Here is a 22,617-nt window from a genome sequence, read left to right as displayed (position 1 = left end):
TGCTTCGCCGTGAGCCTTCTTTTGGGTTGTTACAAAAGTAGAATAAACAAAAAAAACAGCAAAATAGACTTGGAATTTATCACAGAACCTCTGTGGCTTTCGCTATAAGTATTTTACTACTTACACGGGCAAGATAACGAGCAAACTAATGTTGTTAAATCAATGAATATTTATCCTATTAGAAGCTTATGATTGATGAATATTGAAATTGCTCTGTGTTATTCTGTGTTTCTGTGCCTCAGTATTTAGTCTTACTATTTCTAAAAATCTTAAATGCGGTTACCCTGGTTGTTTACTTCCCTTTTCATACTTCCCCAAGTTTTACTCGGGGCTATTAATGATGAAGTTTTGGTATTAGTAAAGTAGCCTTCGATTTATTCTTGCCTTTATTTAATGCAGCACAATGTCCTCAGAGAAATAATGCTGTAAGGGTTGAATGCGAATAGCCTCGCATGCTATGTGGGGGAATAACGCCCATACGACAATAACCGGAAGGAGGTTAAATAGCGTGCATAAAATTAGGCTGCAACTTCATTTTGCATGAATAATATGCTACAAGGCCCTAACCGTTGCTGTATACGTACTGTTCTATTTTGTCCGTAGGGCATAAAGATTTGTAGTAAGCAGCTATACCCCTATTTACTTCGTAGAGGTTAAGCTGGCTATTGGCTTATGGCAGCCTTTAGTAAGGCTGCTGCTTGCAGGAGAAGCTATTAAGGGGCTCGATGGTGAACTGTTTTGTGTTAGTTGGCATTGGTTTTATATAGCTTGTTTATCCTCCATGCTTGTATCTACGTAGTCTTTGTACTGCATGTCGGTGTGTAGAATGTGATTTAGAAACCACTTTTTCATAAACTCTAAAACTTTTTCATCTAAGAATTTTCCGTTGAAGTTGCTTTCTATCCTAAACTTTTCAACCTGCTGTGTGAAGTATAGGTGCTGGCTGATGTGTACATCAACATCTGGGTAATCAGTATTCTTGAAAAGATCTTCCTCTATTCTGAAGTGAAATATTAGGTAGTCTTCTAGTTTTTTTATTGTGTCATTTTCTTTAGAGCCATTTTGGGCAATGCTGTCGAGCATGTTAAAGAAAGTGGCGTGCTGCCTATCAATATGGTCAATTCCCAGCAGTGGGTAGCTAAATTTGTTGCTAATGTCGCTCATATCTATGGTTCGTTGAATTTTCTGTTTTACTCCTTACTCTTTTGGACGCCCAATCCTTCCCGGGTCATATTTCCCCATGATTTCTTTTTCTTTCGGAAAAAGAAATCGATGTTGCCTGAAATTGCAAAGTAAACGTTTAGCGGATGCGATACGAATAGCTCCAATACGGCTGTGTAAACAACCTTTACGAGGTAGGTAAAGCCTTTATAACGGGCAAAGAAGTAGGATTCGTAAAAAACGGAAATGGCGGTTAGCGCTAGCGAGAATAGAAATACCACAGCCAAAAGAAATAGGAATATTGGAAGGTTTACCTTTCCAAGGATAAGCATAACCGTAAAGTAAAGAAGGCCGATAAATTCGATAATTGGGGCGAGCCATTCGAAAAGCACCCAGAAAGGGTAGCTAAGTAGCCCAACAATGCCATACTTCGGGTTGAAGAAAAGATCGCGATGCTTTAAAACGGTATCTACCGAGCCTCTGGTCCATCTATTCCTTTGCCTCGAAAGGATTTTAAGAGACGATGGTACCTCTGTCCAACAAAGCGGGTCGGGGATAAAGGCAACTTGGTATTTTTTCTTCTCCACCTTGTGCATGTGCTTTCGCATTCTCACCACCAGCTCAAGATCTTCGCCCACCGTAGTTGTGTCGTAACCACCAACGGCCATCGCAATGCGGCGATCGAACATTCCGAATGCGCCAGAAATAATTAATATGCCATTAAGCTTGCTCCAAGCCATCCGGCTCATTGTAAAAGCCCTAAAGTACTCCAGAACCTGAAAGCGAGCCCACATGTTTTTAGGGAAAACCGCCTTAACGAGCTGTCCATTTTCGATGTGGCACGAGTTGGCTACTCGGACAGTGCCGCCAGATGCAATCACCTGCTTCCCTTTTTCCTCTTCAAGAAAGGGCTTTACCATTTTGTATATGGCATCGTGCTCTATAACGCAATCTACATCAACGGCAAGGAACAGGTCGCTGCGTGAAATATTAATACCTGCATTTAGAGCATCGGCTTTTCCTCCATTCTCCTTGTCTATAACAATCAGGTTCGAATAGGCTATGTTCCGCGATTTGTAAACGCCTCGGATGGTTGCTGTGGGTATGGTAGCTTCCCACGATTGATCAACCTTAACAAGATCGTAGTGCTCTATGGCTATTTCGAGGCTTCGGTCGCGGCTACCATCGTTCACAACTATCACATCGGCCTTGGGGTAGCTTAGCAGCAGTAGGCTTCGGATGTTGTCTATAATATTTTTCTCCTCGTTGAAGCAAGGCGCTATAATTGATACCGATGGAAGATGCTTGTATCCGGCCATTGTGTGGTACCTGAAGTGTTGGTTCTTGCGTATGTAAAACGAAACCTGAAAAGAGCTGAATATCCCTATAAGTATATAGAAGCTGAAAAGTACGACCCCATATACCAGAAATATGTTGTTTAAAGCTTCGAGTGCTATTTGAGTAATAAGTTCCATGGTGTGGTTATAGGTAAAAGTCAACTACTTCTTTGTATGCCTTCCCAATTTTGGTATCCTTGCTGGATGCATAGCTCGAGATTAATGCAATATCGTGCTTAAACAGGGCCTTCATTGCCGATGCTTTTATGGATAGCGACATGTCGAACTCAACAAGCCGCTTTAAAAAGCTTATGTACGACTCCGATTGTACCAGCATGCCTTTCGAAATAATCAGGTGCTTTACTTTATCCGATTGCAACGGGTAGTTGGCGACAATAGCTTCTTCCAGCTTTCGACCATCGTTTTCCAGTGAAAGAAATGCATCCCACGCTTCAAAACTAAGCTGCTCGTTGGTATGGTTAAGCAGAGGTATAAGCTTATCCTTTAGCGACCTAATTTCTTTATGCTTGATTATTTTAACGGCTATCATTTTCTTGTTCGGATGATCAGCCATTAGTAGCGAATCGTAGTCGATTTTGCTATTCGACGCTTTGAGTACCGCATTCACAATTATATTAACATCCATCATGGATACGATTGCCGAATGGTTAATTATATCCGATATGTTGGAGAAATCATCGTTCTCGGATAGCATGATTAGCGAAACTATTGCTTCCGTGCGTAGCGCATGGTTGTTGCTGTTGAGGTAGCTCTCAATCTCTTTGTTGTACTTCTGTATTTTAAGTGCCGAAATAATCTTGAAGGCTATTATCTTGTCGCTAAAGTCGTTGCTATAAAGCAAAACCTCTATTTTTTTTCTGATATCGAGGGTGTCAAGCAGAATTAAGAATTTATTGCTGAAGTCGACGGCAATAATTTCCTGTATTCTTGTGTAAACGACGAAAAAGGCGAGAATGTTCTTCTTGGAGCGAAGCTGCAATTTCAGCCGTTCTACCAGTTCGGGTGTCAGGTCGGTATTGTCGGTAAGGAGGTAATTTGTCAGGTAGCTTGTGAATAGGGTTTGTCTAAGTTTTGTTCTTCGCGAATTTCTTGCCTTCGCATACGTTATATAGGCTATTAGAGCACCAAGTGCAACTAAAGCGGTAGCAGAAACGATGGCGATGAATCCCATTGGGTATAGCCACCATGCTTCAGCACCGATAAGCGTAATGGCTGCTTTTTGTAAAAAGGCATCAGGAGTGCTCGTTTCTCGTAAAAAAACTAAGAATATCAGAGCGAAAAAAACTAACGCCGATGCTGCTTTTAGGAAAATCTTAAGTGCTGTTTTGATGCTGTTTATCCTGTGCTTTTTCATTAGAACCTTTTTTTGTACTGGATTTCTAGCATGATTTTGCTGCGGTAGCTGCCGGAGATTGTTTCTTCGGACCCAAAACCTACTGAAGGTTTTATCTCGTTGAGCCTTCCAATAATTATGTTCTTTTCGAGTTTTATGCTATAGCCTTGCATTCTAAGCGTTTCGGCATTTGTGCCTAGGTAGTAACGCTCGTCGGGCGAATTGCCGTAGCTTATATCAACTTTCCAGAATGCTCTTGGCTTCCCGGTGTAATACTTATAGGTAAGAACGGTGGACACCGAATTCCCTTTTTCTCCTTTTACATAAAAGGGCCTTAAGGCAATCCACGATGCTCCTACGCTTATTCCGGCCTGGCCTGTTAAAATGTAAACCGGATTGTCCTTAAATCCGAGATATCGACCGCCTAAGGAGACCTCTAGAGAGTGTGCGATGGGGAAAAAGAATTCGGCCCCTGCTTTATGTGCCGGAAACAGCTTTTGGTTTAGCGAGTAGCCATAGTTGAGGTAAAGGTATTTGCCTCCTGTAAATACATGATAGAAGTCTGCTTCGGCCTGTAGATCGTTACTAGGAGCCCAACTGGAGTAGTTTAGCTTAAACACTAGGCTGTTGCGGTTTATGTTGAATCCGTATTCTGCAAAAGTTAGGTGCTTTGAGCTAATGTCTGGAGAGTCAAATAAGTCGATGCCGTAAAAAAGCGACAGCTGCTTAATCTTCGTTTTAGAGTACATTTCGTTGTACAGCGCCTTAATGGTGGGATTGTCGAGCAGCTCGGGTTCCAGCTTTTCGGCATAGGCTATTCCTTCATGGAGCCGTTTCGTTCCACGAAAAGCTAGTAACATCTTTTGGGCTATGTTTTCGCCGTTGCTATACCCATTATTTTGCGCTATTTCGCAAGTTTTTGGTATTTCGGAGAATGATTGGCTCCAGAGCAGCATGTTTAGCCACGAATCGTAGATGTCCATATTTTTTGGGTCGGTAGCGTATGCCCTCTTGATGTAGTATCCTGCACTGTCGAATTTTGCCTGCCAGCCGTAAATGTTGGCTATATGTACCATTACCTCTGCTCGGTTCGGATTTGCCCTAAGGGCGGCGTTGGCATCGGCTAAGGCTTTGGCATAGCTGTTTTGGCGTGCATGGTTAAGTGACGACTGAAATAGCGAGTCGGCGTTTACTTGGCAAGTCCCTTTGATTACTGCTATAAGTAAGAGTAAGGTTATTGTTGATGTGATCTTTGTCATTCTACGCTCCCAAATTTTTCGTTACTACCGAAATAAGGTGGTCTGTTGCAATTGGCAATGTGATTATGAGGTTTGCTCCAAACTTTAGAGCTTTGACACTTTCGTCGTCAGAATTGTTGATGTATATGAGCGGGCCAATATATTTTTTTGCAAATCGGAGATGGTCGATAATCTCTAATCCCGTAGTCCCGTTAACAGTTCCGTCAACAATAATTGTTTTATCCTCGAAGCCATCATTAACATTAAAAGCCCCATTGCTGTCCATTTCGACGATGGCTATAGAGTTGATCTTGTCTGTCAGTATTTTCCGAATTAGAGCAACCATTATTAGGTCTTCGCCTATAATAAGAATTCTTTTCGTGTTCTTGTTCATGCCTAAAATTTGAATAAATGAAGTGAAAAATAACTAAAATAAGAACTCTTTTTACCCTTTTTTTAGTTGTTAGTTTACTGTTTAAGGATGGGTCCTTTGGCGTAAACATTGCTAAATGGCATACACCGTACGGTAACAAGGCTTTACATCGTACTATGTTGAGGCTTCAAATCGTGCGATAGCAAGGTCTAACATCATACGATAAAGAGGTGCGACATCGTACGATAACAAGTTCGAATATCTTACGATAGCAAGGTGCAACATTGTACGATAATGGGGCATTACATCGAACGATAGTAAGGTCTAATATCATACGATAACAAGGCTTTACATCGTACTATGTTGAGGCTTCAAATCGTGCGATAGCAAGGTCTGACATCATACGATAAAGAGGTGCGACATCGTACGATAACAGGTTCGAATATCTTACGATAGCAAGGTGCAACATTGTACGATAATGGGGCATTACATCGAACGATAGCGAGGTCCAACATCGAACGATAGCAAGGACTAACATCATACGATAATGGGGCATTACATCGAACGATAGTAAATTCCAACATCGAACGATAGCAAGGACTAATATCTAACATCTAATATCTAAAATCTAATTCCTTGCGTCTTATAACCAAAAAAGCCCCGGCGCTATGCCGAGGCTCTATGCTACTACCCGTGGGGGCGTGGAGATCTTTGCTGTTGCAGTCACTATTCTACTACAACCGACTTTTTGAGCGTACCGCTGCGGAGCTCCTTGCTGGTTCCGTATGCCTTGCGCACTTCCATATAGTACGCCCCTTTGGCAAGGGTTGGCTGCGTAAACATTAGTTCCGAGCTGGTGATCTTGCCGAAGTGCTCTACCTTAACTTCCGCGTCGTTCTCCTCGTTGATAATGAAAAGACCTTCGGAGGGGTTGGTCTCGTCGAAGTTAAGATCCTTACCTGCCAACTTGCCAATGAAACCGGAGGAGTAGGTAGACGAAGTACTGGTTTTACAGTCGGTGTAGAGCATAACTCTTGGACCACGTTCTATGGCTTCCTGACGGCTTACCTGTATGTTGCTAAGGCTACGTAGCACAAACTCGCCTGGGGTAACCCTTGGCAGTACGGTGTGGCGGCTACTATCGAAAGGCTCGATAGGGGTAGCGAAGCTTCCGCTAATAGCAGGTCGAATGTTCACAATTGGGAGGCGGATGCTCCCACCATCAGCAACAACATCGCCCACCACCGAGAAGAAGATCTCCATAACGGCCTTGATGTCGGCAAAGGTAGCCGTGCTATTATACTTCTGCATTAGGCGTACGATCTTGTTCAAATCGTAAACGCCGTTAGACTTTACACGTGCCATGTAGGCATCCTTATCCTTTATTAGAGGATTCTGTACAAGGTAGTAGTTAAGGCTACCTCTGTTCTCGTTAAGCTCTGCCATGAATTTTAATGTGTTTGGGGCAGTTTTAACAGTAATAATTTTCGTATATCGAACCTTTTAGTAGCTTTGCCGTTAAATTAACAAAGCATAAAAGATTGTCGGAGAGCTTAGGACAGAAGCATCCCCTTCGAAAGTTTACTTCTGAACTATGGGAGTTCATCTGATTTTTGACAATTGCTTTTTATTCGGCCATTGGTAATGGATGTTGCCGCATCTTTTACCAGTGGCTATATTTTTTGAGGGACGCTGCGTTCCTCAAAAAATTGTTCGTAATTCTACACTGTATATTCTTTTTCTTAGAGTTACATCTTTACATAGCAAGTATAAAAACATTTCTAATAAAAAGCAGCACTTTGCAAAAAAAAGATATCAACAGTGCTAGTAACACCTCCAGAAAAATAGCCACCTAATTACTCACTTTTGCGGCTTGAAATTTTTCTTTTGTACGATGTGGCTGTTGATAACTGGTAGAAATATCCAATTAGGCGAAGGCTTCATCCCGATGTTGTCAACTTAGGCACATCTCAAAATTGGTGCTGTCATGCCGGACTTGTTCCGGCATCTTAAATCGGAATCCAATAGATTCTAAAAAAACGCATCTCGGGATTTCGGCTTCGCTACAGCCTTCGAGCAACTCTTTAGATCTCGCGACAAGCATGGAATGACACTCCGAAGGAGCGTTGTCCATAAAGCAGACATCAATTGCTAGGTGTCTTAAAGTAAAGCGCTAAAACCTTGCGCCACTTTAGTCGCCGGGGTGTTAACTCGTGGCAGGTAAACGGCAATCTAGCCCCGAAGGGGCGGCCCCAAATGCATTACCTTCTTAATAAAAGGGGCGCCCCATTCGGGGCTGTTAGGATAGGGGGGTGTTCTGCATTCACGGATTTCATCCCCGTTTACTAGGCACTAGTTACTTCGTAGTAGGCTTTACGGCTACAGGTTTCTATGCCCATAGCAGAACATCGTCTATAAGGAATTCGGTTTCGCGTTACCCCCTTCTTCGTGCTATCCTTAGTGTGCCCTTCGTGGTTAAAAGATCAGCAAAAGATTCCACGTAGGTAACTTCGGGGCTCTGATGTCCAGAAATTATCGGCTAAAAGAAGGGGTAGTGCTAGCATCTGGGCTTTTAAAATACTTATTATACGATATTCCTATCGGTTTTTATAGCTGGCTCTTTATCCAAGCCTTAATGTCGTCGTCAGAGTTTGTTACGGCACTTCCTTTAATTGCTATACCTCTACGAACAGTGGCATTAGGGCACAACCTTTTGACGTCTTTTTCGCTTGTGCCTAGTCCGCTCCCTTCGTGGGTGCAGAATGGGATAATTGTTTTGCCAGAAAAATCGTACGATTCTAAAAATGTGGAAACTGCCATTGGGAAAGTTCCCCACCAATTGGGGTAGCCAAGGAAGATTACCGGATATTCGTTAATGTCTTTAGGGGAGTTGGAAAGTTTTGGACGTGCGTTTGATTGCAGTTCTGCTTTGGCAACTTTAGTTGCCTCTAGGTAGTCGCTGGGGTAGGAGTATGCTGTTGCTATTTCGAATAGATCGCCATTGGTTAATTCCTTTATCTTGTTTGCAACAGTAGCCGTATTGCCTACTGCTAGGCTTACAATGCTGCCGTTAACATAGTTGTTTCCTTTGCGCGAGAAGTAGGCTATCAGGCATTTGCTATTTGTATTTTCCATATCGAGTGCGGTGTTCAAAAATGCAGATCAGTATTAGAGAAATTCTCATTCAAATGTAGCAAAAGTGCTTTAATAGAGGTTTGCTGGAGGTTGTTTTGTCCTTTTACCTTTTTCATTATTCGGTGCTTTCATGTTTTTGAACATGTTGGTCGTTCTTTCTACTGTTAACCAATTCACCCTTCCTGAATTTTTTCATACTTTTGGCTCAACTTTAACAAAATAGTTTAGTTATGGCAGAAGATAAAGATGTTAAGTTATTTGCCGAATTTGCTCCTGTTACAACTGCGGAGTGGGATGCGGTGATTAACGTTGACCTTAAGGGTGCCGACTACGACAAGAAGCTGGTGTGGAAACCATTGGAAGGCTTCAGCGTACGTCCGTACTACCGTGCTGAAGATTTGAAGAAACTCAATCACCTTCAGTACCTTCCTGGTCAGTTTCCATACGTTCGTAGCAACAACACCAACAGCAATGCTTGGTTAGTACGTCAAGAAATCCTAGTTGAAGACGTTAAGGCTGCCAACGCAAAGGCGCTAGACGTTCTTATGAAGGGGGTAGACTCTCTAGGTTTCGTGTTCAACAGCTGCAAGGAACTTACCGCTGCTGAGCTTGACACCCTTCTTGAGGGTATCTGCGTAAGCGCTATCGAGGTTAACTTCGTTTGCTGCTGCAAGAGCCGTAACCTTGCTAAGCTTTTCATCGAAAAGATGAAGAAGGCAGGTGTGAACCTTGCTGATGTTCGTGGTTCGATCAACTACAGCCCACTTAGCAGCCTATCGCTTAACGGCGAGTGGTGCTCCGACGAAGCTGCTGCTTTCGCCAACACCAAGGAGATGATCGAGGCTGCTGCTACTCTTCCTAACTTCAAGGTTCTTTCGGTTGATGGAAGCATTTTCCACAACTCAGGAGCTACTTCAGTTCAAGAGTTAGCTTTTGCCCTATCAATGGGTAACGAGTACCTAGCAAAGCTTACCGATCTTGGAGCTTGCGCTACCATGGTTACTAAGGCTATCCGTTTCAACTTCTCGGTTAGCTCTAACTACTTCATGGAGATTGCTAAGTTCCGCGCTGCTCGTATGCTTTGGGCTGAAATCGTAAAGAGTTATGGTGTTGCAGAGAACGATGCTAAGATGAGCATCCACGCTGAAACATCAAAGTGGAACCAAACCATCTACGATCCATACGTAAACATGCTTCGCGGTACAACCGAGGCTATGTCGGCTACCATCGCTGGTGTTGACTCGCTAACCGTAGTTCCTTTCGATGCTGCATACCGTCAGCCAACCGAGTTCAGCGACCGTATCGCTCGCAACGCTCAGCTGCTGCTTAAGGAAGAGGCTCACTTCGACCTAGTGGTAGACCCATCGGCTGGTTCGTACTACATCGAAACCCTTACCGATTCTATCGCAAAGGCTGCTTGGGAACTATTCAAGCAAGCTGAAGAGAAGGGTGGATATGTTGCTGCATTCACTGCTGGATTCGTTCAGGAGACCATCAAGGCTACCGCACAGAAGCGCGATATGAACATCGCTACTCGTCGCGACATCCTACTTGGTACCAACCAATATCCTAACTTCACCGAGGTTGCCGAGGCTGAGGTTACCCTAGAGGCTATCACCCGTGCCGAGGCTAAGAAGGGCGCTGTTGCCGAAAGTCTTGCCCCATACCGTGGTGCAATGGCATTCGAGGCGCTACGCTTCAAGACCGATAAGAGCGGCAAGGAGCCTAAGGCTTTCATGCTTACCATTGGTGCTTTGGCAATGCGTCGTGCTCGTGCTCAGTTCGCTTGTAACTTCTTCGCCTGCGCTGGTCTTCGTACCATCGACCATAACGGTTACGCATCGGTTGAGGAAGGCGTTAAGGCTGCTCTAGAAGCTAAGGCTGACGTAGTTGTTATCTGTTCTTCGGATGATGAGTATACCACCTACGCTCCTGAAGCATACGAAATGCTTAAGGGTAAGGCTATCTTCGTTGTTGCTGGCGCTCCAGCTTGCGAAGAGGAGCTTAAGGCTAAGGGCATCACCAACTTCATCAGCGTAAAGAGCAACGTGCTTGAGACACTGAAAGGTTACCAAGCAGAGTTAGGGATTTAATTATTGAGATATTAGACGTTAGACATTAGACGTTAGAATATGCACAATTTTAAGGAGCTGAACGTATGGCAAAAGGCTAGGGCTTTCTCGAAAAGCATCTACGCTATGACATCTGACTTTCCTAAAGAGGAACTGTTTGGTGTTGTAAGCCAATTGCGTCGGGCTTCAATTTCTATATCATCGAACATTGCTGAGGGATCAGGAAGAGGTTCGGATAAGGATATGTGCAGGTTCTTAGATATCGCTTTAGGGTCAGCTTTCGAAGTTGAATCATTGCTATACCTTGCTTTAGATTTGGGCTATATCAATCAAAATGATTTTGATAATTTGAATTGTCAAGTGCTTGAGATTGGTAAAATGCTTTCGAGTTTAAATCAATGTTTAGTAAAGCGACAGCAGTCTAATATCTAAAATCTAACATCTAAAATCAAAAACAATTACCATGCGTCCTAAATTTGACGAACTTAAGATAGATAATACCTGGATGACTGCCGAGCAGATCCCGGTAAAGGAGGCATACTCTGCCGCCGACCTCGAAGGTATGGAGCACCTTAACTATGCTGCTGGTATTCCACCATTCCTCCGCGGACCATACTCAACCATGTACGTAAACAAGCCTTGGACTATCCGTCAGTATGCAGGTTTCTCTACTGCTGCCGAGTCTAACGCTTTCTACCGTCGTAACCTTGCTGCTGGTCAGAAGGGTCTTTCGGTAGCGTTCGACCTTGCTACTCACCGTGGCTACGATGCCGACCATCCACGCGTTGTTGGCGACGTAGGTAAGGCCGGTGTATCGATCTGCTCGGTTGAGGATATGAAGGTTCTTTTCGATGGTATTCCATTGAACGAAATGTCGGTTTCGATGACCATGAACGGTGCGGTACTTCCAGTATTGGCGTTCTACATCGTTGCTGGTATGGAGCAAGGCTGCTCGTTAGATCAGCTTGCTGGTACCATCCAAAACGACATCCTTAAGGAGTTCATGGTGCGTAACACCTACATCTACCCACCAGAATTCTCGATGCAAATTATTGCTGATATCTTCGAGTACACCTCTAAGAACATGCCTAAGTTCAACTCGATCTCTATTTCGGGTTACCACATGCAAGAGGCTGGTGCTACTGCCGATATCGAGCTAGCATACACCCTTGCCGACGGTCTTGAGTACCTACGTACCGGAACCAAGGCAGGCCTTTCAGTAGATAAGTTTGCTCCACGTCTATCGTTCTTCTGGGCGATTGGTATGAACCACTTCATGGAGATTGCCAAGATGCGTGCAGGCCGTCTACTTTGGGCTAAGATCGTTAACAAGTTCGGACCAAAGAGCGCTAAGTCGTTGGCATTGCGTACTCACTCGCAAACTTCAGGCTGGTCGCTTACCGAGCAAGATCCATTCAACAACGTTGGACGTACAGCTATCGAGGCTATGGCTTCGGCTCTTGGTCACACCCAGTCGCTGCACACCAACGCTCTTGATGAGGCTATCGCGCTACCAACCGACTTCTCGGCACGTATTGCACGTAACACCCAGATCTACCTACAGGAAGAAACCAACATCTGCAAGGCTGTTGATGCTTGGGCTGGTTCGTACTATGTAGAGGCGCTTACCCAAGAGCTTGCTGAAAAGGCTTGGAAGCTTATCGAAGAGGTTGAAGAGCTAGGTGGTATGGCTAAGGCTATCGAGACCGGTATTCCAAAGATGCGTATCGAGGAAGCTGCTGCTCGTAAGCAAGCTCGTATCGACTCTGGCAACGATGCCATCATCGGTATCAACAAGTACCGTCTAGAGAAGGAAGATCCATTGGATATCCTTGATGTAGACAATACCGCTGTTCGTCTTGAGCAGATAGAGCGTCTTAAGACTCTTCGTGCTAACCGCGACGAGGCTAAGGTTAAGGCTGCCCTTGCTGCCATCACCAAGTGCGTAGAGACTAAGGAAGGCAACCTGCTTGAGCTAGCTGTTGAGGCGGCTAAGCTTCGCGCTACCCTTGGCGAAATCTCTGACGCTTGCGAGGTAATCGTAGGACGCTATAAGGCTAAAATTCTTACCATCTCTGGTGTATACTCTAAGGAAGTGAAAAACGACGAAAGTTTTGCTCATGCAAAAGAGCTTTGCGAAAAGTTCGCTAAGCTAGAAGGTCGTCAGCCACGTATCATGATCGCGAAGCTCGGTCAGGACGGACACGACCGCGGTGCTAAGGTAGTTGCTACCGGATACGCTGATATAGGTTTCGACGTGGATATGGGACCATTGTTCCAAACTCCAGAGGAAGCCGCTAAGCAAGCCGTAGAGAACGACGTTCACGTAGTAGGCGTATCTTCGCTTGCTGCTGGTCACAAGACTCTCGTTCCTCAAATCGTTGCTGAGCTTAAGAAGCTAGGTCGCGAAGACATCATGGTAATCGTAGGAGGTGTAATTCCTCACCAAGACTACCAAGTTCTTTACGATTCTGGTGCTTCGGCTATCTTCGGTCCTGGAACTCCAGTTGCTACCGCAGCTATCAAGATTCTTGAGCTGCTTCTTGCCTCTACTGAAGAGTAATCTTTTACCTTCACATATAGAAAAGGTCTCCTGTTTTAGGAGACCTTTTTTTTTGATGCTAGCCTTTAGATGTTAGATCTTAGACGGTCAACACAGAGGCGCTGAGAATACAGAGGTCCACAGAGGTTTTTCTTGATAATTATTGGGAGAGGTGTTAAGCAGATTCGATCAAAGTTTATTGGAATAGGATAGTGACATGTAGTATTGTTTTATATCTTAAAATATTGATAAATAACAGTATCGTGTTTTAGAAGGGTGCTGTATCGTGCGGGTAACATTTTGCTTGCTAGGAATTTGTTCTCGTGAAAACGAATATGAATTCTGAGAGTGAAAGGTCCTACCTAGCGAAATCAACCGCTGCAGGTAGGCCTACCAGTATGATGTAAGCATCTTATAGAAGGATAATGGTGGCAAAGAATAGGGAAAAATAAAATTCGGTTTGCCTGTGCCTGAACTGGTGATGGTAGGCTTCGTGTGTTAAGCAGTGTGTATAATATCCTCCTAATAAGCTGTAATAATAGGCCAAAGATAGGTACTAATGTTTCACTAAAAGAAACGATTGGTTTTTGTATTTTGTTTTGATACAATAGTTTAGTGCTTGATTCTAGCTTGTGTGGATGGTTGTTAGCTTTAAATGTGTTAGCAAATGTGCTGTTTAAATTCTTTTTTCTTCGCTTGCGATTCTTCACTTTTGATACCACTGAACGCGTTTAGTTAGCCATGTTTTACGTCTTATTAGTGAATAAATGGATACAAAAGGAAGCATATCAAAATATGCATGGATTGTAGTTGGGCTACTATGGGTAGTGGCCATGCTAAACTACTTAGATCGTCTGCTACTAACCTCTATGCACGACCCCATTAAGGAGTCAATACAGATGACGGATGCCCAGTTTGGTCTGCTCACCTCTGTATTCTTATGGGTTTACGGATTTTTAAGCCCGTTTGGAGGTTACTTTGCTGATAGGTATAGCCGAAAGCTGGTGATCGTTTTCAGCGTGCTGATTTGGTCGGCAGTAACCTTGTGGACTGGTTTTGTAACTTCTTTCGAGGAGATGCTAGTGGCCCGTGCGCTAATGGGTATAAGCGAAGCCTGCTATATTCCTGCTGCTTTGGCATTAATAACCGACTACCATAAGGGTAGAACCCGATCGCTTGCTACTGGCCTGCACGTTAGCGGCCTGTATGCAGGTATGGCACTTGGCGGTATTGGCGGTTTTATTGCTGAGTTCTGGGGCTGGCGCTACGGATTCCATCTTTTTGGAGGTTTCGGTGTGGCCTATGCCGTGCTGCTGTTCTTCTTGCTAAAGAATTCTCCTAAAGAGGACGAGGCTCCTGATGTGGAGGTTAAGGAGAATAAGGGTAGTAATAATAGCGAGGGGCACATTGGTATTGTAGATTCGGTGCGTAACCTCTTTGGTAGCCGCTCGTTTTGGATACTTCTTTTCTATAATGCGGTACTCGGAATGTCGTTCTGGCTGATTAATGCTTGGCTGCCCACTTTCCTGAAGGAGCAGTTTAACTTGGGCTTGGGCGAAGCGGGTGTTTCGGCTACAGGATACATTCAGGTAGCATCGTTTGTAGGCGTGCTGGTTGGCGGTATTTTGGCCGATCGTTGGGCACGAACAAACGTTAGGGGCCGACTTTACCTGCCAATTATTGGCTTTACCCTTGGTGCTCCATGCCTGTACCTAATGGCTACAACCGGACTGTTTGGGGTTGCCATTGCCGGAATGATTGTGTTTGGTTTGGCTCGTGGCTTCCACGACTCTAACCTGATGCCGATCATGTGCCAGGTTGTCGATAAGCGATTCCGTGCTACCGGATACGGCGTTCTTAACTTCTTAAGTACGATTACCGGTGGAATTATGATATACATTGGAGGGGCAATGAAGGATGCAAACTTCAGCCTGTCCTTTGTCTTCCAGATCTCTGCTGTTGGGATGCTTCTCGCAAGTTGGTTTTTGTTTGCCGTTAAGCCAACTAAAAATAGTGATTAGAGTAGACTTTTTTGCGATCAGGCTAGTAGTAGCAGCTTCATCAGGTGTTAGGTTTGGTTTTAAGCGATCCATCTCAACGTGTTGATGAATTCGCGACGAAGTATCGTCAATAGGGTTAGCAGAGATGGATGAATTTTAAAGGGAGGAACAACTTTGTTGGACCTCCCTTTTTATGTTGAACGAATTATTATCCATCGCGGAGATAGCCTTCGGTATGGAGTTGTGCATTTCCCTAAGAGAAAGTTCTGTCGTAGCCCTCGGGTAGAGCATTTCCTTAAGAGAATGCTTCGTCGTAGCCCTCGGGTAGAGCATTTCCCTAAGAGAAAGCTCTGTCGTAGCCCTCGGGTAGAACATTTCCCTAAGAGAATGTTCTGTCGTAGATCTTGGGTAGAACTTTTCCTTTGGGAAATGCTCTAATGCCACCTTCGTGGTAAAAAGGATCAGCTGCGTCAGGCTTATACTCACCTACAACCACCCCTATCTACGGCGATCCCTCATTGAAAAGGGGAGGAGTCTCGTTAATTGTACGTTATGCTAATCCGCTAATAGTACCTTGAGCCTTACGTCTTTTGCCAAGCATCAAGTATCAAGTGTCAAGACGCAAGACTTTGATTCTGCAGAATCGTTAGACTATTATCTTGCATCTTGTATCTTGATACGTGCTCATTAGAAGTCGAAGTTAATGCTAGCCTTGTAGGTAACCGTTTCTTCTAGTGGCACCTTTACGGCATCGCCGTAGGCTACGAACGCCCCAGCGCCGAAGCCCAGGTAGAAGAATCCTAGCATCTTAAAGCGAAGAAGGCTGCCTAGTACCAATCCCGACTCGAAGTAGCCCTTGCGCATGTCCTTTACATCGAGGCCTTCGTATCGGACATGGTTGGCAAGCCGCGACCATCCTGCAGCCTGAAATATGGATACGGTGGGCTTAAAGTGCTTTGTGGATAATAGTAGCGAGCCAAGGTCGTAGTAAACAAATGTGCTGCCGTAGCGCGATGATGCGTACTCGAACGGCCTGGCACAGTTGAAGGAGTTGTTTACCAGAAATGGGAAGTAGCTGCTTTTGGTTCCGTTGGTACCGTACAGCAGCGAGTAGGGGACACTGCCGTTAATGCTACCTGCTAATGCGGTTATGCGTAGCACCCCCGCCTTTCTGATTACAAAACGCTTATACAGGCCCGCCTCGATGCTGGTGTAGCGGTAGCAGCCATTAAGCGCTCTTACTCCCTGTCGGATGCTTACGCCAACTACCGGGTAGCCCTGTGTTTCGTAAATGTAGGAGTTAAAGAATTTGGTCTCGCGCTCCTTGTACCCTAAGCGAACCGTAAGGTCGAGTTCCGAGTTGTTGGTCCATAGCCTATGCTGTTCTATGCCGTTGTAGCGATAGCTGTAGGTTGGTGCCAGCTGCTGCCGTTTAGCCCCAGCCGAAATGTCGAAATCCCATATCCTAAACGAGGCTTTTGCGGCGTATTCGATTATTCTGTCTGCCTTGTCGAGGAGAAATCGGTTGACGAGCACGTTTCGCTTCTCGCCTATCAGGTAAAAGTGCGTGGCCATCTCCACGTCGTTTCGGTAGCTTAGCCTTAGCGATGTTCTAGGATCGCCCGTTGGGAAAATGGTAATAAATCCTCCGTACTTCCATTCGGCATCCTTTGTTCCGTAGGCAAAATGACCTCCAATTGACGCATACTTGCAGAGCCTTCGGTTGGTTTCCAGCGCAAGGCCATAGCGGTTTTTCTCGTACTCGTTGCTGCTGTATATTGACGTGAGCGGTATGGATAGCCACCGCACCGGAATCTTGGCCTGGAATAGGTTTTCTGCTAGAAACTGAAATCTGTCTAGGTTGTACTCTCGGCTAATATCCTCGTAGGTTCGGTAGGTAGTCGAATCCTTTTTTGATAGCGGTAACGATCGGTAGTGCTCTATGGCTTTGTATGCCTTGTTGGCGGTGTCGGCAATTTCGACCGTGCTACGTGTTAGGTCTTTTGGTGCCGATTTCGAAATTACAACATCGTACACTGTGCCTACTCCTTCCATGTACGAGCACAGCCCGAAGCCCGGAGGATAGTTGTTTAGCGTAACCCTGTGACGGTATTGGCTGGGGAACCACTTGCCCTTTTGCAGGGTGTACTGCTGCTCTATGTTGATGTCGATACCTGCCTTATCAGCTCTTTCGGCAGCTACGTTCTGTATGGCCCAGCCGTTGCTGTTAATATGCAAAAAGCCCTTTAGCCCATCGAAGTTGGTGTTACGGCGGGGCGTAAACTGAATTACAAAGGTGGTGTCGTGTCCTGCAATGAGCGTGTCCTGCATCAGAAAGAAGTAGCTTTTGGTGCTATTGGGGCTTATTGGGTTCAAAAAGTTTTTGTCGAGTAGCGTTATGTTCGTTTTGTAGAAGTGTATGGGCTGAAAAGAGGTGGTGTTGAAACTGAATAGCGGATTCTTGAAGCCGCTCACCCTGTTGGCAACAACCTTTTCTTGGGTGATATCCTTGTATCGGTATACCCTGTCGGCAACCGATTCGGTAACCAGCACGTTCATGGTGTCGGTAAAGCTGCGGAAGGTTGCCTCGTTTTTCGATTTGGCGTAGGGCTCTACGCGGAGTATGGTCTTACTGTATATGCGGCAGCTGTACGAAGGGTTCTCGTCGGGGTTGTTATCGGGTACATGTGCAATTGCGTTGTTGATGATTCGGTGGGCGGGGTTTTCGGAAGGGTACACCGTTATTTCGTCGATGCTGTAATCGGAAGGCTTTAGCAGTATCTCGTTGCCTGAAGGCTTAAGGGTTAATGCCGCTACCATGCGGGATTCGTACCCCATGTAGCTAAACGTTAGGCTTTGATCGGAAAGCGAGGTGCTGATGGTAAACTCTCCGTGAAGATTGGTGGTAACCCCCTTTGTCTTGTTGTGCGATACTACAACAGTGGCAAAGGGTAGGGGTTTTAGCGTCACCGCATCGCGTACCGTTCCGCTATATCTGCCTTGCGATAATACCTGTGTTGAAGCCAGAATAAGGAGAATTGATAAAATTTTTTTCATCAGTTTATTTAGGCAATATTAGGCGTAGTGTTAACTGCAAGTTAAGCATAAAATGAATTGCTTCGAGCAGGGAGTTGTTTTTGTTGTCGATATTTGGGGCCTTATCATTGTTTAGAGGATGCTGCAGAACTGTTTTATTGGTTTGTCGCTTATTTTTTTGGGGGTGCCTTCTGCTAGTTGTAGCTATTGCCAATAGAACAGCCGAATGTGGCTCGTTGGCTCCTTAAAATGGGCGATGACCAGAGCGGCTAATAGATGTAATTAATGGGGCTAGAGTAGCCTACAACCTGTTGTAAAACCTTTGTTTTGGTGTTGTTGTGTCGAATTATTTCTTACTTTTGTGGGCATTAATACTGCCGCTTAGCGGTATTTTATTAAAATGAAAAAGTTTGTTCTAGTAGTAGTCGCAATTGTTGCATTGGTATCTTGTAAGGAAGACGGGCAGGTCTTGTCTAAGAATAAGATGGCCAGTGTTCTTCGCGATGTACACCTTTGTGATGGGGTATTTAACACGCAGAGGTATGCGGTAGGCAGACTTGAAAATCTTGATTCTCTCTATCTCTACGATGGTGTATTCAAGAAGAATAAGATAACCCGTGAAGAGTTTATTTATAGCTTGCAGTATTACAGCAAGTACCCTCGTAAGCTCGACGAAATTTATACGATGGTTGTAAACGACCTCTCGGCCCAGCAGGAAAAAATGCGAGAAGAACTCCGTAGTGCTGAGCCTAAAAGAAAGCCTAAGGCGAAAAAAGAGTAGGCGTTGGGGCTTGTTTTACACCACTTTTCTTTAGGTTTTACAGTATTGTACTTTTGGGAAACATGGCTACAAGCGGGAGTAGTGTCCTTTTTACTTCAGTGATTTAGGACTTTAGTTTTATTGAGAGTTCTGCTTGTTTTTTGAATTGTATGTAAGGAGATAACATAAATCAAAAGGCATTTTAAAAAGTTAAGGAGTGTTTTGAAAAGTTAATATTAATTTGTACTTTTCGGCGCTCTAGTTTCAGAAAGGCATCTAGCATTATTGCGTGAGGGCTTCATATATGCGATAGAGCCTAAAATAATGATTTTGCAATGAAAATATACAGCATGAGTGAATGCTACAAGATAACCCTTTTAAATGCAAGCGTGAAGCTTCCATAGTTAATTCCCTTGACTGCATAGTATCATTCCCTTAAAATCCCTATGCAGTTACACCTTTTTTAATCGTAATGAGCACCCTGTAGATTCAGCCCTACAGGGTGTTTTTTGTTTGGCTATAAATAGCACATTGGGCGACTCTTTAGATTACTACGATTAGCTTGCGTTGCTCGGTTCCGTGACAAGCGTGGGATGGCATTCCGAGGGTGAACTTTTCCTTTTAATGACATTGTTTTATCAGCCCTGGGTGGGGCTTAACCTTTTTGAATAGGAGTAGCGTCTTTGGGGGCCGCCCCTTCGGGGCTAGGCTGACGTTTGCTAAATGGTTTTGGTGTGACACCTTTGGTTGCCTAAACGGGGCTGTTCTAAAAAGAGAAGCAAGTGTCGAATGACGGGAGTGTCGCGTAGCTGTTATAACATGTAGAGGTGTGCCTTGTCGTTGTTATGCCAGGCTTCTTTGTGTATCTGAAGTGGGATTTAGTAGAGGAAAATATACTTCTGGCAATTTTATAGCAGAGCCATCTGCTCTGCTGCGTGATAAGTTCGGGTAGGCTGTCTCTTGGCTTAATCGATGTTTTGTTTGCCGGATGCAGGTGTAATTCCGATGGCACTAACAGGTGTTTTGTGCAGTGAATTTCGGTTTTTACGTGTTAGCTTACGGCACGTAAAAATAAACACAAATTAATTAAATGGTGCAATCTTTGGTGTGTAGTAAAAAATAACAAATAAGAAAAAACATCTCGAAATACAAGTAAACATGAGGGATTTGGCTCTTATAATGCTATGTTAAATTTGGGTTGTGCTCAAGATTTGATGTTGTATGTGTTTTTTTATTGAAAGTAAGTTTTATAAATTTAACGCACATTTATTAAACCAACAGTCAAATTTTATGAAAAATCTAAAGTTCTTGTTTGCCATGTTTGCGTTAGGCATATTCATGGCTAGTTGTGTAGACATTGAGGAACCAAAGGGGATCGAAGAGGTTCGCGGTGCCAAAGTTGAATTCCTAAAAGCACAGGCCGCGCTACAGCTTGCCGAGGCGAAGCTCACAGAGGCAAAAGCGGCTACCGAGCAGGCCAATGCTAAATTGCAGGAGGCCTATGCAAAGGGGCTCGAAATCCAAAACTCTGCCAATGAGGCACGTAATGCATTCGATAAAGCGAGGCTAGAGTTAGAACTGCAGCAGATGCAGGTTAATAATCAGCTGATGATTATTAATGTTCAAAGGCAAACAGCCGAGGCTCGCATTGCTTACGAGCAGGCGTTGGCCGAGTTGAAAATTGCCCAAACCGTAGGTATCCCTCAAATGTACATGGAAAAGCTCTATGAAGTGAAGGAAGAACTTGCCGATATTATGAGCGAGATTAGCGCAGTAGAAGGAGAAATTGTTATGGAAAACCTTCACCTTAACCTATGGGTTGCTAAGGATTCGGTGAACTACGACTATGCCCTTAGAAAAAGCATCGCAGCAAAGACTAAAGAGTTACAGGTTGCTAAGGATTACCTTGCGTTGATGACCGAAGTAAAGAATGCCAATCAGGCCGAAAGGGCTGCCCATAAGGCCTCCATTACTACAAAAATCAAGGATCTAACCCTAGAAAGAAATGCAGTTGACACCAAGATTGCCAACCTTAATGCCGAGATTACAAATTTGAATAACCAAAGCAGCGGTATAGGCTTCCAACTGAATTCTAAACAGGACTATTCTGCTACTGTTGCTGTTCCTGATGCAATTAAGGATGTTGTAAAGGGGGATTATTATAATTATATGAAGACAGATCTTGTTTCTGTTGTTTCTGTTGGTCGTTTGGGGAACCTGTTAATCTTTTTGAGTGACTTGAAAACTTACGCAAACAACAAGAAGGCTGCTAACCCTACAGTTGCCGAGTGGGATACATTCATTGCTTCTATTACTGCTGAGTACGATAGACTGAATGCAGTTGGGACAACCTTGCAAAATGAGCAGCACGATCTACTTATTACGATTGCTCAAAAGAATGCAGAGTTGACAACGCAAGAAGAATACCGTGACACTATTGATGGCTATATTGGATTCTATACAAGTGCTCTATCCAACATTGATATGATTGACTACAATTTTGAAGGCAGAGTTGAGGATGCTCAACGCAATGTAAATATGCATCAGTCTGATCTTGATGGGCTAAATATAGACCTAAAGGCATGGGAGAGCGGCTATAGCAAGGATATGGGTGGTAATTTCGAAAATGTAAAGGCAGAATACCAAAGGCAGCTGGCATCAATGGAGTCTTATCTGAATAGGTTGCACGATAGATTCAACGCTGTAACCAAGCAAAAGGACGAGCTGGTTAAGCTAATTAACGACTATAACAAATAGGAGAGGTCTCATGATGGTAAAAAAAACGGTAGCGATGGCATTTATATGCCTAATCTCTACAAGTCTTTTTGCCCAAGCTCCAACTGGTTCTGAGGATGTTTTTGCCCCTCGTAAGGGCGATTACCAGTTTTCGTTGGTGTTTGGTAAAGGGCAGTTTATAAACGAGAATACAACATACCTCCTTCCTGCCTACAATGCGACCTCGGTTGGGCTACCCAGCGGTAATGGGCAGTCGGGTTCGCCTGCTACCTACCTTAGGCTCGGTAGCATGAACAACAACTCGGTTGTAAATATGGTTGGTATACAAGGGAGGTATTTCGTAACCAATAATTGGGAAGTAAACCTAATGGTTAGCATGAACATCAACCGTACTCCAAAGGTAGACTATGGTGAGGGCGATCTTTCGGTTCCCGACATGCCAATCCCCGAGTACAAGTGGGTTGATGGGGTTTATGCCAATAACTACCTCTCGGTACTAGGCGTTAACTATTGGTTTAAAACTCGAAATCCAAGGCTTTATCCCTATTTGGGAGTAGCCGGTAGCGGTGCTATTGCTACAATTGCTACCGAGCGTCCTTATACGGGTGAGGTTGATAGCGACGGCGATCCTATTGCTGCCTCGTCGGCTTCGTCGAGGTCGGGTAGTGCATGGGCTGTAACTGGGGCTATTGTTGCCGGTGTCGATTACTCAATATCGCAGGGGTTAACCATCGGAATCGAGGTGCAGCCATTTGCCTACACCTATAGCGCGGTTACCATGGAGCCTACCGGATACTACAAGTTCTCGGCAACCAACCACGAGATGCGCGTCTTCCAGATGCCAATGCTCAAGTTGGGGGTTAGGTTTTAACG

Annotated in this window: 15 protein-coding genes; 7 read left to right on the top strand and 8 right to left on the bottom strand. The window is 44.5% G+C overall.

Going from position 1 to position 22,617, the window contains the following annotated elements; all coding sequences use genetic code 11:
• Window positions 1-759: 759 nt before the first annotated feature.
• The 7 genes from CLV25_RS02755 to CLV25_RS02725 all read right to left on the bottom strand — a co-directional run bounded on the left by CLV25_RS02755 (window position 760) and on the right by CLV25_RS02725 (window position 8,598).
• A complete protein-coding gene (locus tag CLV25_RS02755) occupies window positions 760-1,164 on the bottom strand; it encodes a bacteriohemerythrin (protein ID WP_131838101.1) in 405 nt (134 codons plus the stop codon).
• Window positions 1,165-1,190: 26 nt separating this feature from the next.
• On the bottom strand, window positions 1,191-2,636 hold the full coding sequence (locus tag CLV25_RS02750; RefSeq protein ID WP_131838100.1) for a glycosyltransferase family 2 protein: 1,446 nt from the start codon (window positions 2,634-2,636) through the stop codon (window positions 1,191-1,193).
• Between the two features lie 7 nt (window positions 2,637-2,643).
• Window positions 2,644-3,873: a hypothetical protein gene (locus CLV25_RS02745; protein WP_131838099.1), complete on the bottom strand. Its 1,230-nt coding sequence runs from the start codon at window positions 3,871-3,873 to the stop codon at window positions 2,644-2,646.
• Complete coding sequence (locus CLV25_RS02740; RefSeq protein WP_131838098.1) at window positions 3,873-5,111, bottom strand: YaiO family outer membrane beta-barrel protein; 1,239 nt, start codon at window positions 5,109-5,111, stop codon at window positions 3,873-3,875. Before CLV25_RS02740 ends, CLV25_RS02745 begins: the two co-directional genes overlap by 1 nt.
• Window position 5,112: 1 nt before the next feature.
• Entirely contained in the window at window positions 5,113-5,484 is a 372-nt protein-coding gene (locus tag CLV25_RS02735) for a PleD family two-component system response regulator (RefSeq protein WP_131838097.1), read from the bottom strand.
• Window positions 5,485-6,189: 705 nt separating this feature from the next.
• Entirely contained in the window at window positions 6,190-6,909 is a 720-nt protein-coding gene (locus CLV25_RS02730) for a DNA-binding domain-containing protein (protein ID WP_131838096.1), read from the bottom strand.
• Window positions 6,910-8,070: 1,161 nt separating this feature from the next.
• On the bottom strand, window positions 8,071-8,598 hold the full coding sequence (locus CLV25_RS02725) for a flavodoxin (protein ID WP_131838095.1): 528 nt from the start codon (window positions 8,596-8,598) through the stop codon (window positions 8,071-8,073).
• Window positions 8,599-8,828: 230 nt separating this feature from the next.
• Between CLV25_RS02725 and CLV25_RS02720 the strand changes: the two genes are divergently transcribed.
• From CLV25_RS02720 to CLV25_RS02705, 4 genes are all read left to right on the top strand, one after another.
• Window positions 8,829-10,691, top strand: coding sequence for a methylmalonyl-CoA mutase family protein (locus CLV25_RS02720; RefSeq protein ID WP_131838094.1), 1,863 nt, complete (start codon window positions 8,829-8,831; stop codon window positions 10,689-10,691).
• A 39-nt stretch (window positions 10,692-10,730) separates the two neighbouring features.
• Complete coding sequence (locus tag CLV25_RS02715) at window positions 10,731-11,102, top strand: four helix bundle protein (RefSeq protein WP_131838093.1); 372 nt, start codon at window positions 10,731-10,733, stop codon at window positions 11,100-11,102.
• Between the two features lie 31 nt (window positions 11,103-11,133).
• A complete protein-coding gene (gene scpA, locus CLV25_RS02710) occupies window positions 11,134-13,233 on the top strand; it encodes a methylmalonyl-CoA mutase (RefSeq protein WP_131838092.1) in 2,100 nt (699 codons plus the stop codon).
• 746 nt (window positions 13,234-13,979) lie between these two features.
• Window positions 13,980-15,233: an MFS transporter gene (locus CLV25_RS02705; protein ID WP_131838091.1), complete on the top strand. Its 1,254-nt coding sequence runs from the start codon at window positions 13,980-13,982 to the stop codon at window positions 15,231-15,233.
• A gap of 666 nt (window positions 15,234-15,899) precedes the next feature.
• Here CLV25_RS02705 and CLV25_RS02700 read toward each other — a convergent pair.
• Window positions 15,900-18,269 (bottom strand): DUF5686 and carboxypeptidase-like regulatory domain-containing protein, encoded by a 2,370-nt coding sequence (locus CLV25_RS02700; protein ID WP_131838090.1) that lies wholly within the window; start codon window positions 18,267-18,269, stop codon window positions 15,900-15,902.
• A 379-nt stretch (window positions 18,270-18,648) separates the two neighbouring features.
• Here CLV25_RS02700 and CLV25_RS02695 point away from each other — a divergent pair, with 379 nt between their 5' ends.
• The 3 genes from CLV25_RS02695 (at window position 18,649) to CLV25_RS02685 (ending at window position 22,615) form a co-directional block, all read left to right on the top strand.
• Window positions 18,649-19,029: a DUF4296 domain-containing protein gene (locus CLV25_RS02695; protein ID WP_131838089.1), complete on the top strand. Its 381-nt coding sequence runs from the start codon at window positions 18,649-18,651 to the stop codon at window positions 19,027-19,029.
• A 1,269-nt stretch (window positions 19,030-20,298) separates the two neighbouring features.
• A complete protein-coding gene (locus CLV25_RS02690) occupies window positions 20,299-21,765 on the top strand; it encodes a hypothetical protein (RefSeq protein ID WP_131838088.1) in 1,467 nt (488 codons plus the stop codon).
• A 10-nt stretch (window positions 21,766-21,775) separates the two neighbouring features.
• Window positions 21,776-22,615, top strand: coding sequence for a BT1926 family outer membrane beta-barrel protein (locus CLV25_RS02685; RefSeq protein WP_131838087.1), 840 nt, complete (start codon window positions 21,776-21,778; stop codon window positions 22,613-22,615).
• Window positions 22,616-22,617 lie beyond the last annotated feature (2 nt).

Origin of the sequence: Acetobacteroides hydrogenigenes (genome assembly GCF_004340205.1) — a bacterium.
Lineage (GTDB): Bacteria > Bacteroidota > Bacteroidia > Bacteroidales > ZOR0009 > Acetobacteroides > Acetobacteroides hydrogenigenes.
This window is presented reverse-complemented; position numbering and strand designations above follow the sequence as displayed.

Coding starts and splice junctions, on each gene's coding strand:
- CLV25_RS02755 (WP_131838101.1), bottom strand. CDS start 1,164: ATGAGCGACATTAGCAACAAATTTAGCTACCCACTGCTGGGAATTGAC.
- CLV25_RS02750 (WP_131838100.1), bottom strand. CDS start 2,636: ATGGAACTTATTACTCAAATAGCACTCGAAGCTTTAAACAACATATTT.
- CLV25_RS02745 (WP_131838099.1), bottom strand. CDS start 3,873: ATGAAAAAGCACAGGATAAACAGCATCAAAACAGCACTTAAGATTTTC.
- CLV25_RS02740 (WP_131838098.1), bottom strand. CDS start 5,111: ATGACAAAGATCACATCAACAATAACCTTACTCTTACTTATAGCAGTA.
- CLV25_RS02735 (WP_131838097.1), bottom strand. CDS start 5,484: ATGAACAAGAACACGAAAAGAATTCTTATTATAGGCGAAGACCTAATA.
- CLV25_RS02730 (WP_131838096.1), bottom strand. CDS start 6,909: ATGGCAGAGCTTAACGAGAACAGAGGTAGCCTTAACTACTACCTTGTA.
- CLV25_RS02725 (WP_131838095.1), bottom strand. CDS start 8,598: ATGGAAAATACAAATAGCAAATGCCTGATAGCCTACTTCTCGCGCAAA.
- CLV25_RS02720 (WP_131838094.1), top strand. CDS start 8,829: ATGGCAGAAGATAAAGATGTTAAGTTATTTGCCGAATTTGCTCCTGTT.
- CLV25_RS02715 (WP_131838093.1), top strand. CDS start 10,731: ATGCACAATTTTAAGGAGCTGAACGTATGGCAAAAGGCTAGGGCTTTC.
- scpA (WP_131838092.1), top strand. CDS start 11,134: ATGCGTCCTAAATTTGACGAACTTAAGATAGATAATACCTGGATGACT.
- CLV25_RS02705 (WP_131838091.1), top strand. CDS start 13,980: ATGGATACAAAAGGAAGCATATCAAAATATGCATGGATTGTAGTTGGG.
- CLV25_RS02700 (WP_131838090.1), bottom strand. CDS start 18,269: ATGAAAAAAATTTTATCAATTCTCCTTATTCTGGCTTCAACACAGGTA.
- CLV25_RS02695 (WP_131838089.1), top strand. CDS start 18,649: ATGAAAAAGTTTGTTCTAGTAGTAGTCGCAATTGTTGCATTGGTATCT.
- CLV25_RS02690 (WP_131838088.1), top strand. CDS start 20,299: ATGAAAAATCTAAAGTTCTTGTTTGCCATGTTTGCGTTAGGCATATTC.
- CLV25_RS02685 (WP_131838087.1), top strand. CDS start 21,776: ATGATGGTAAAAAAAACGGTAGCGATGGCATTTATATGCCTAATCTCT.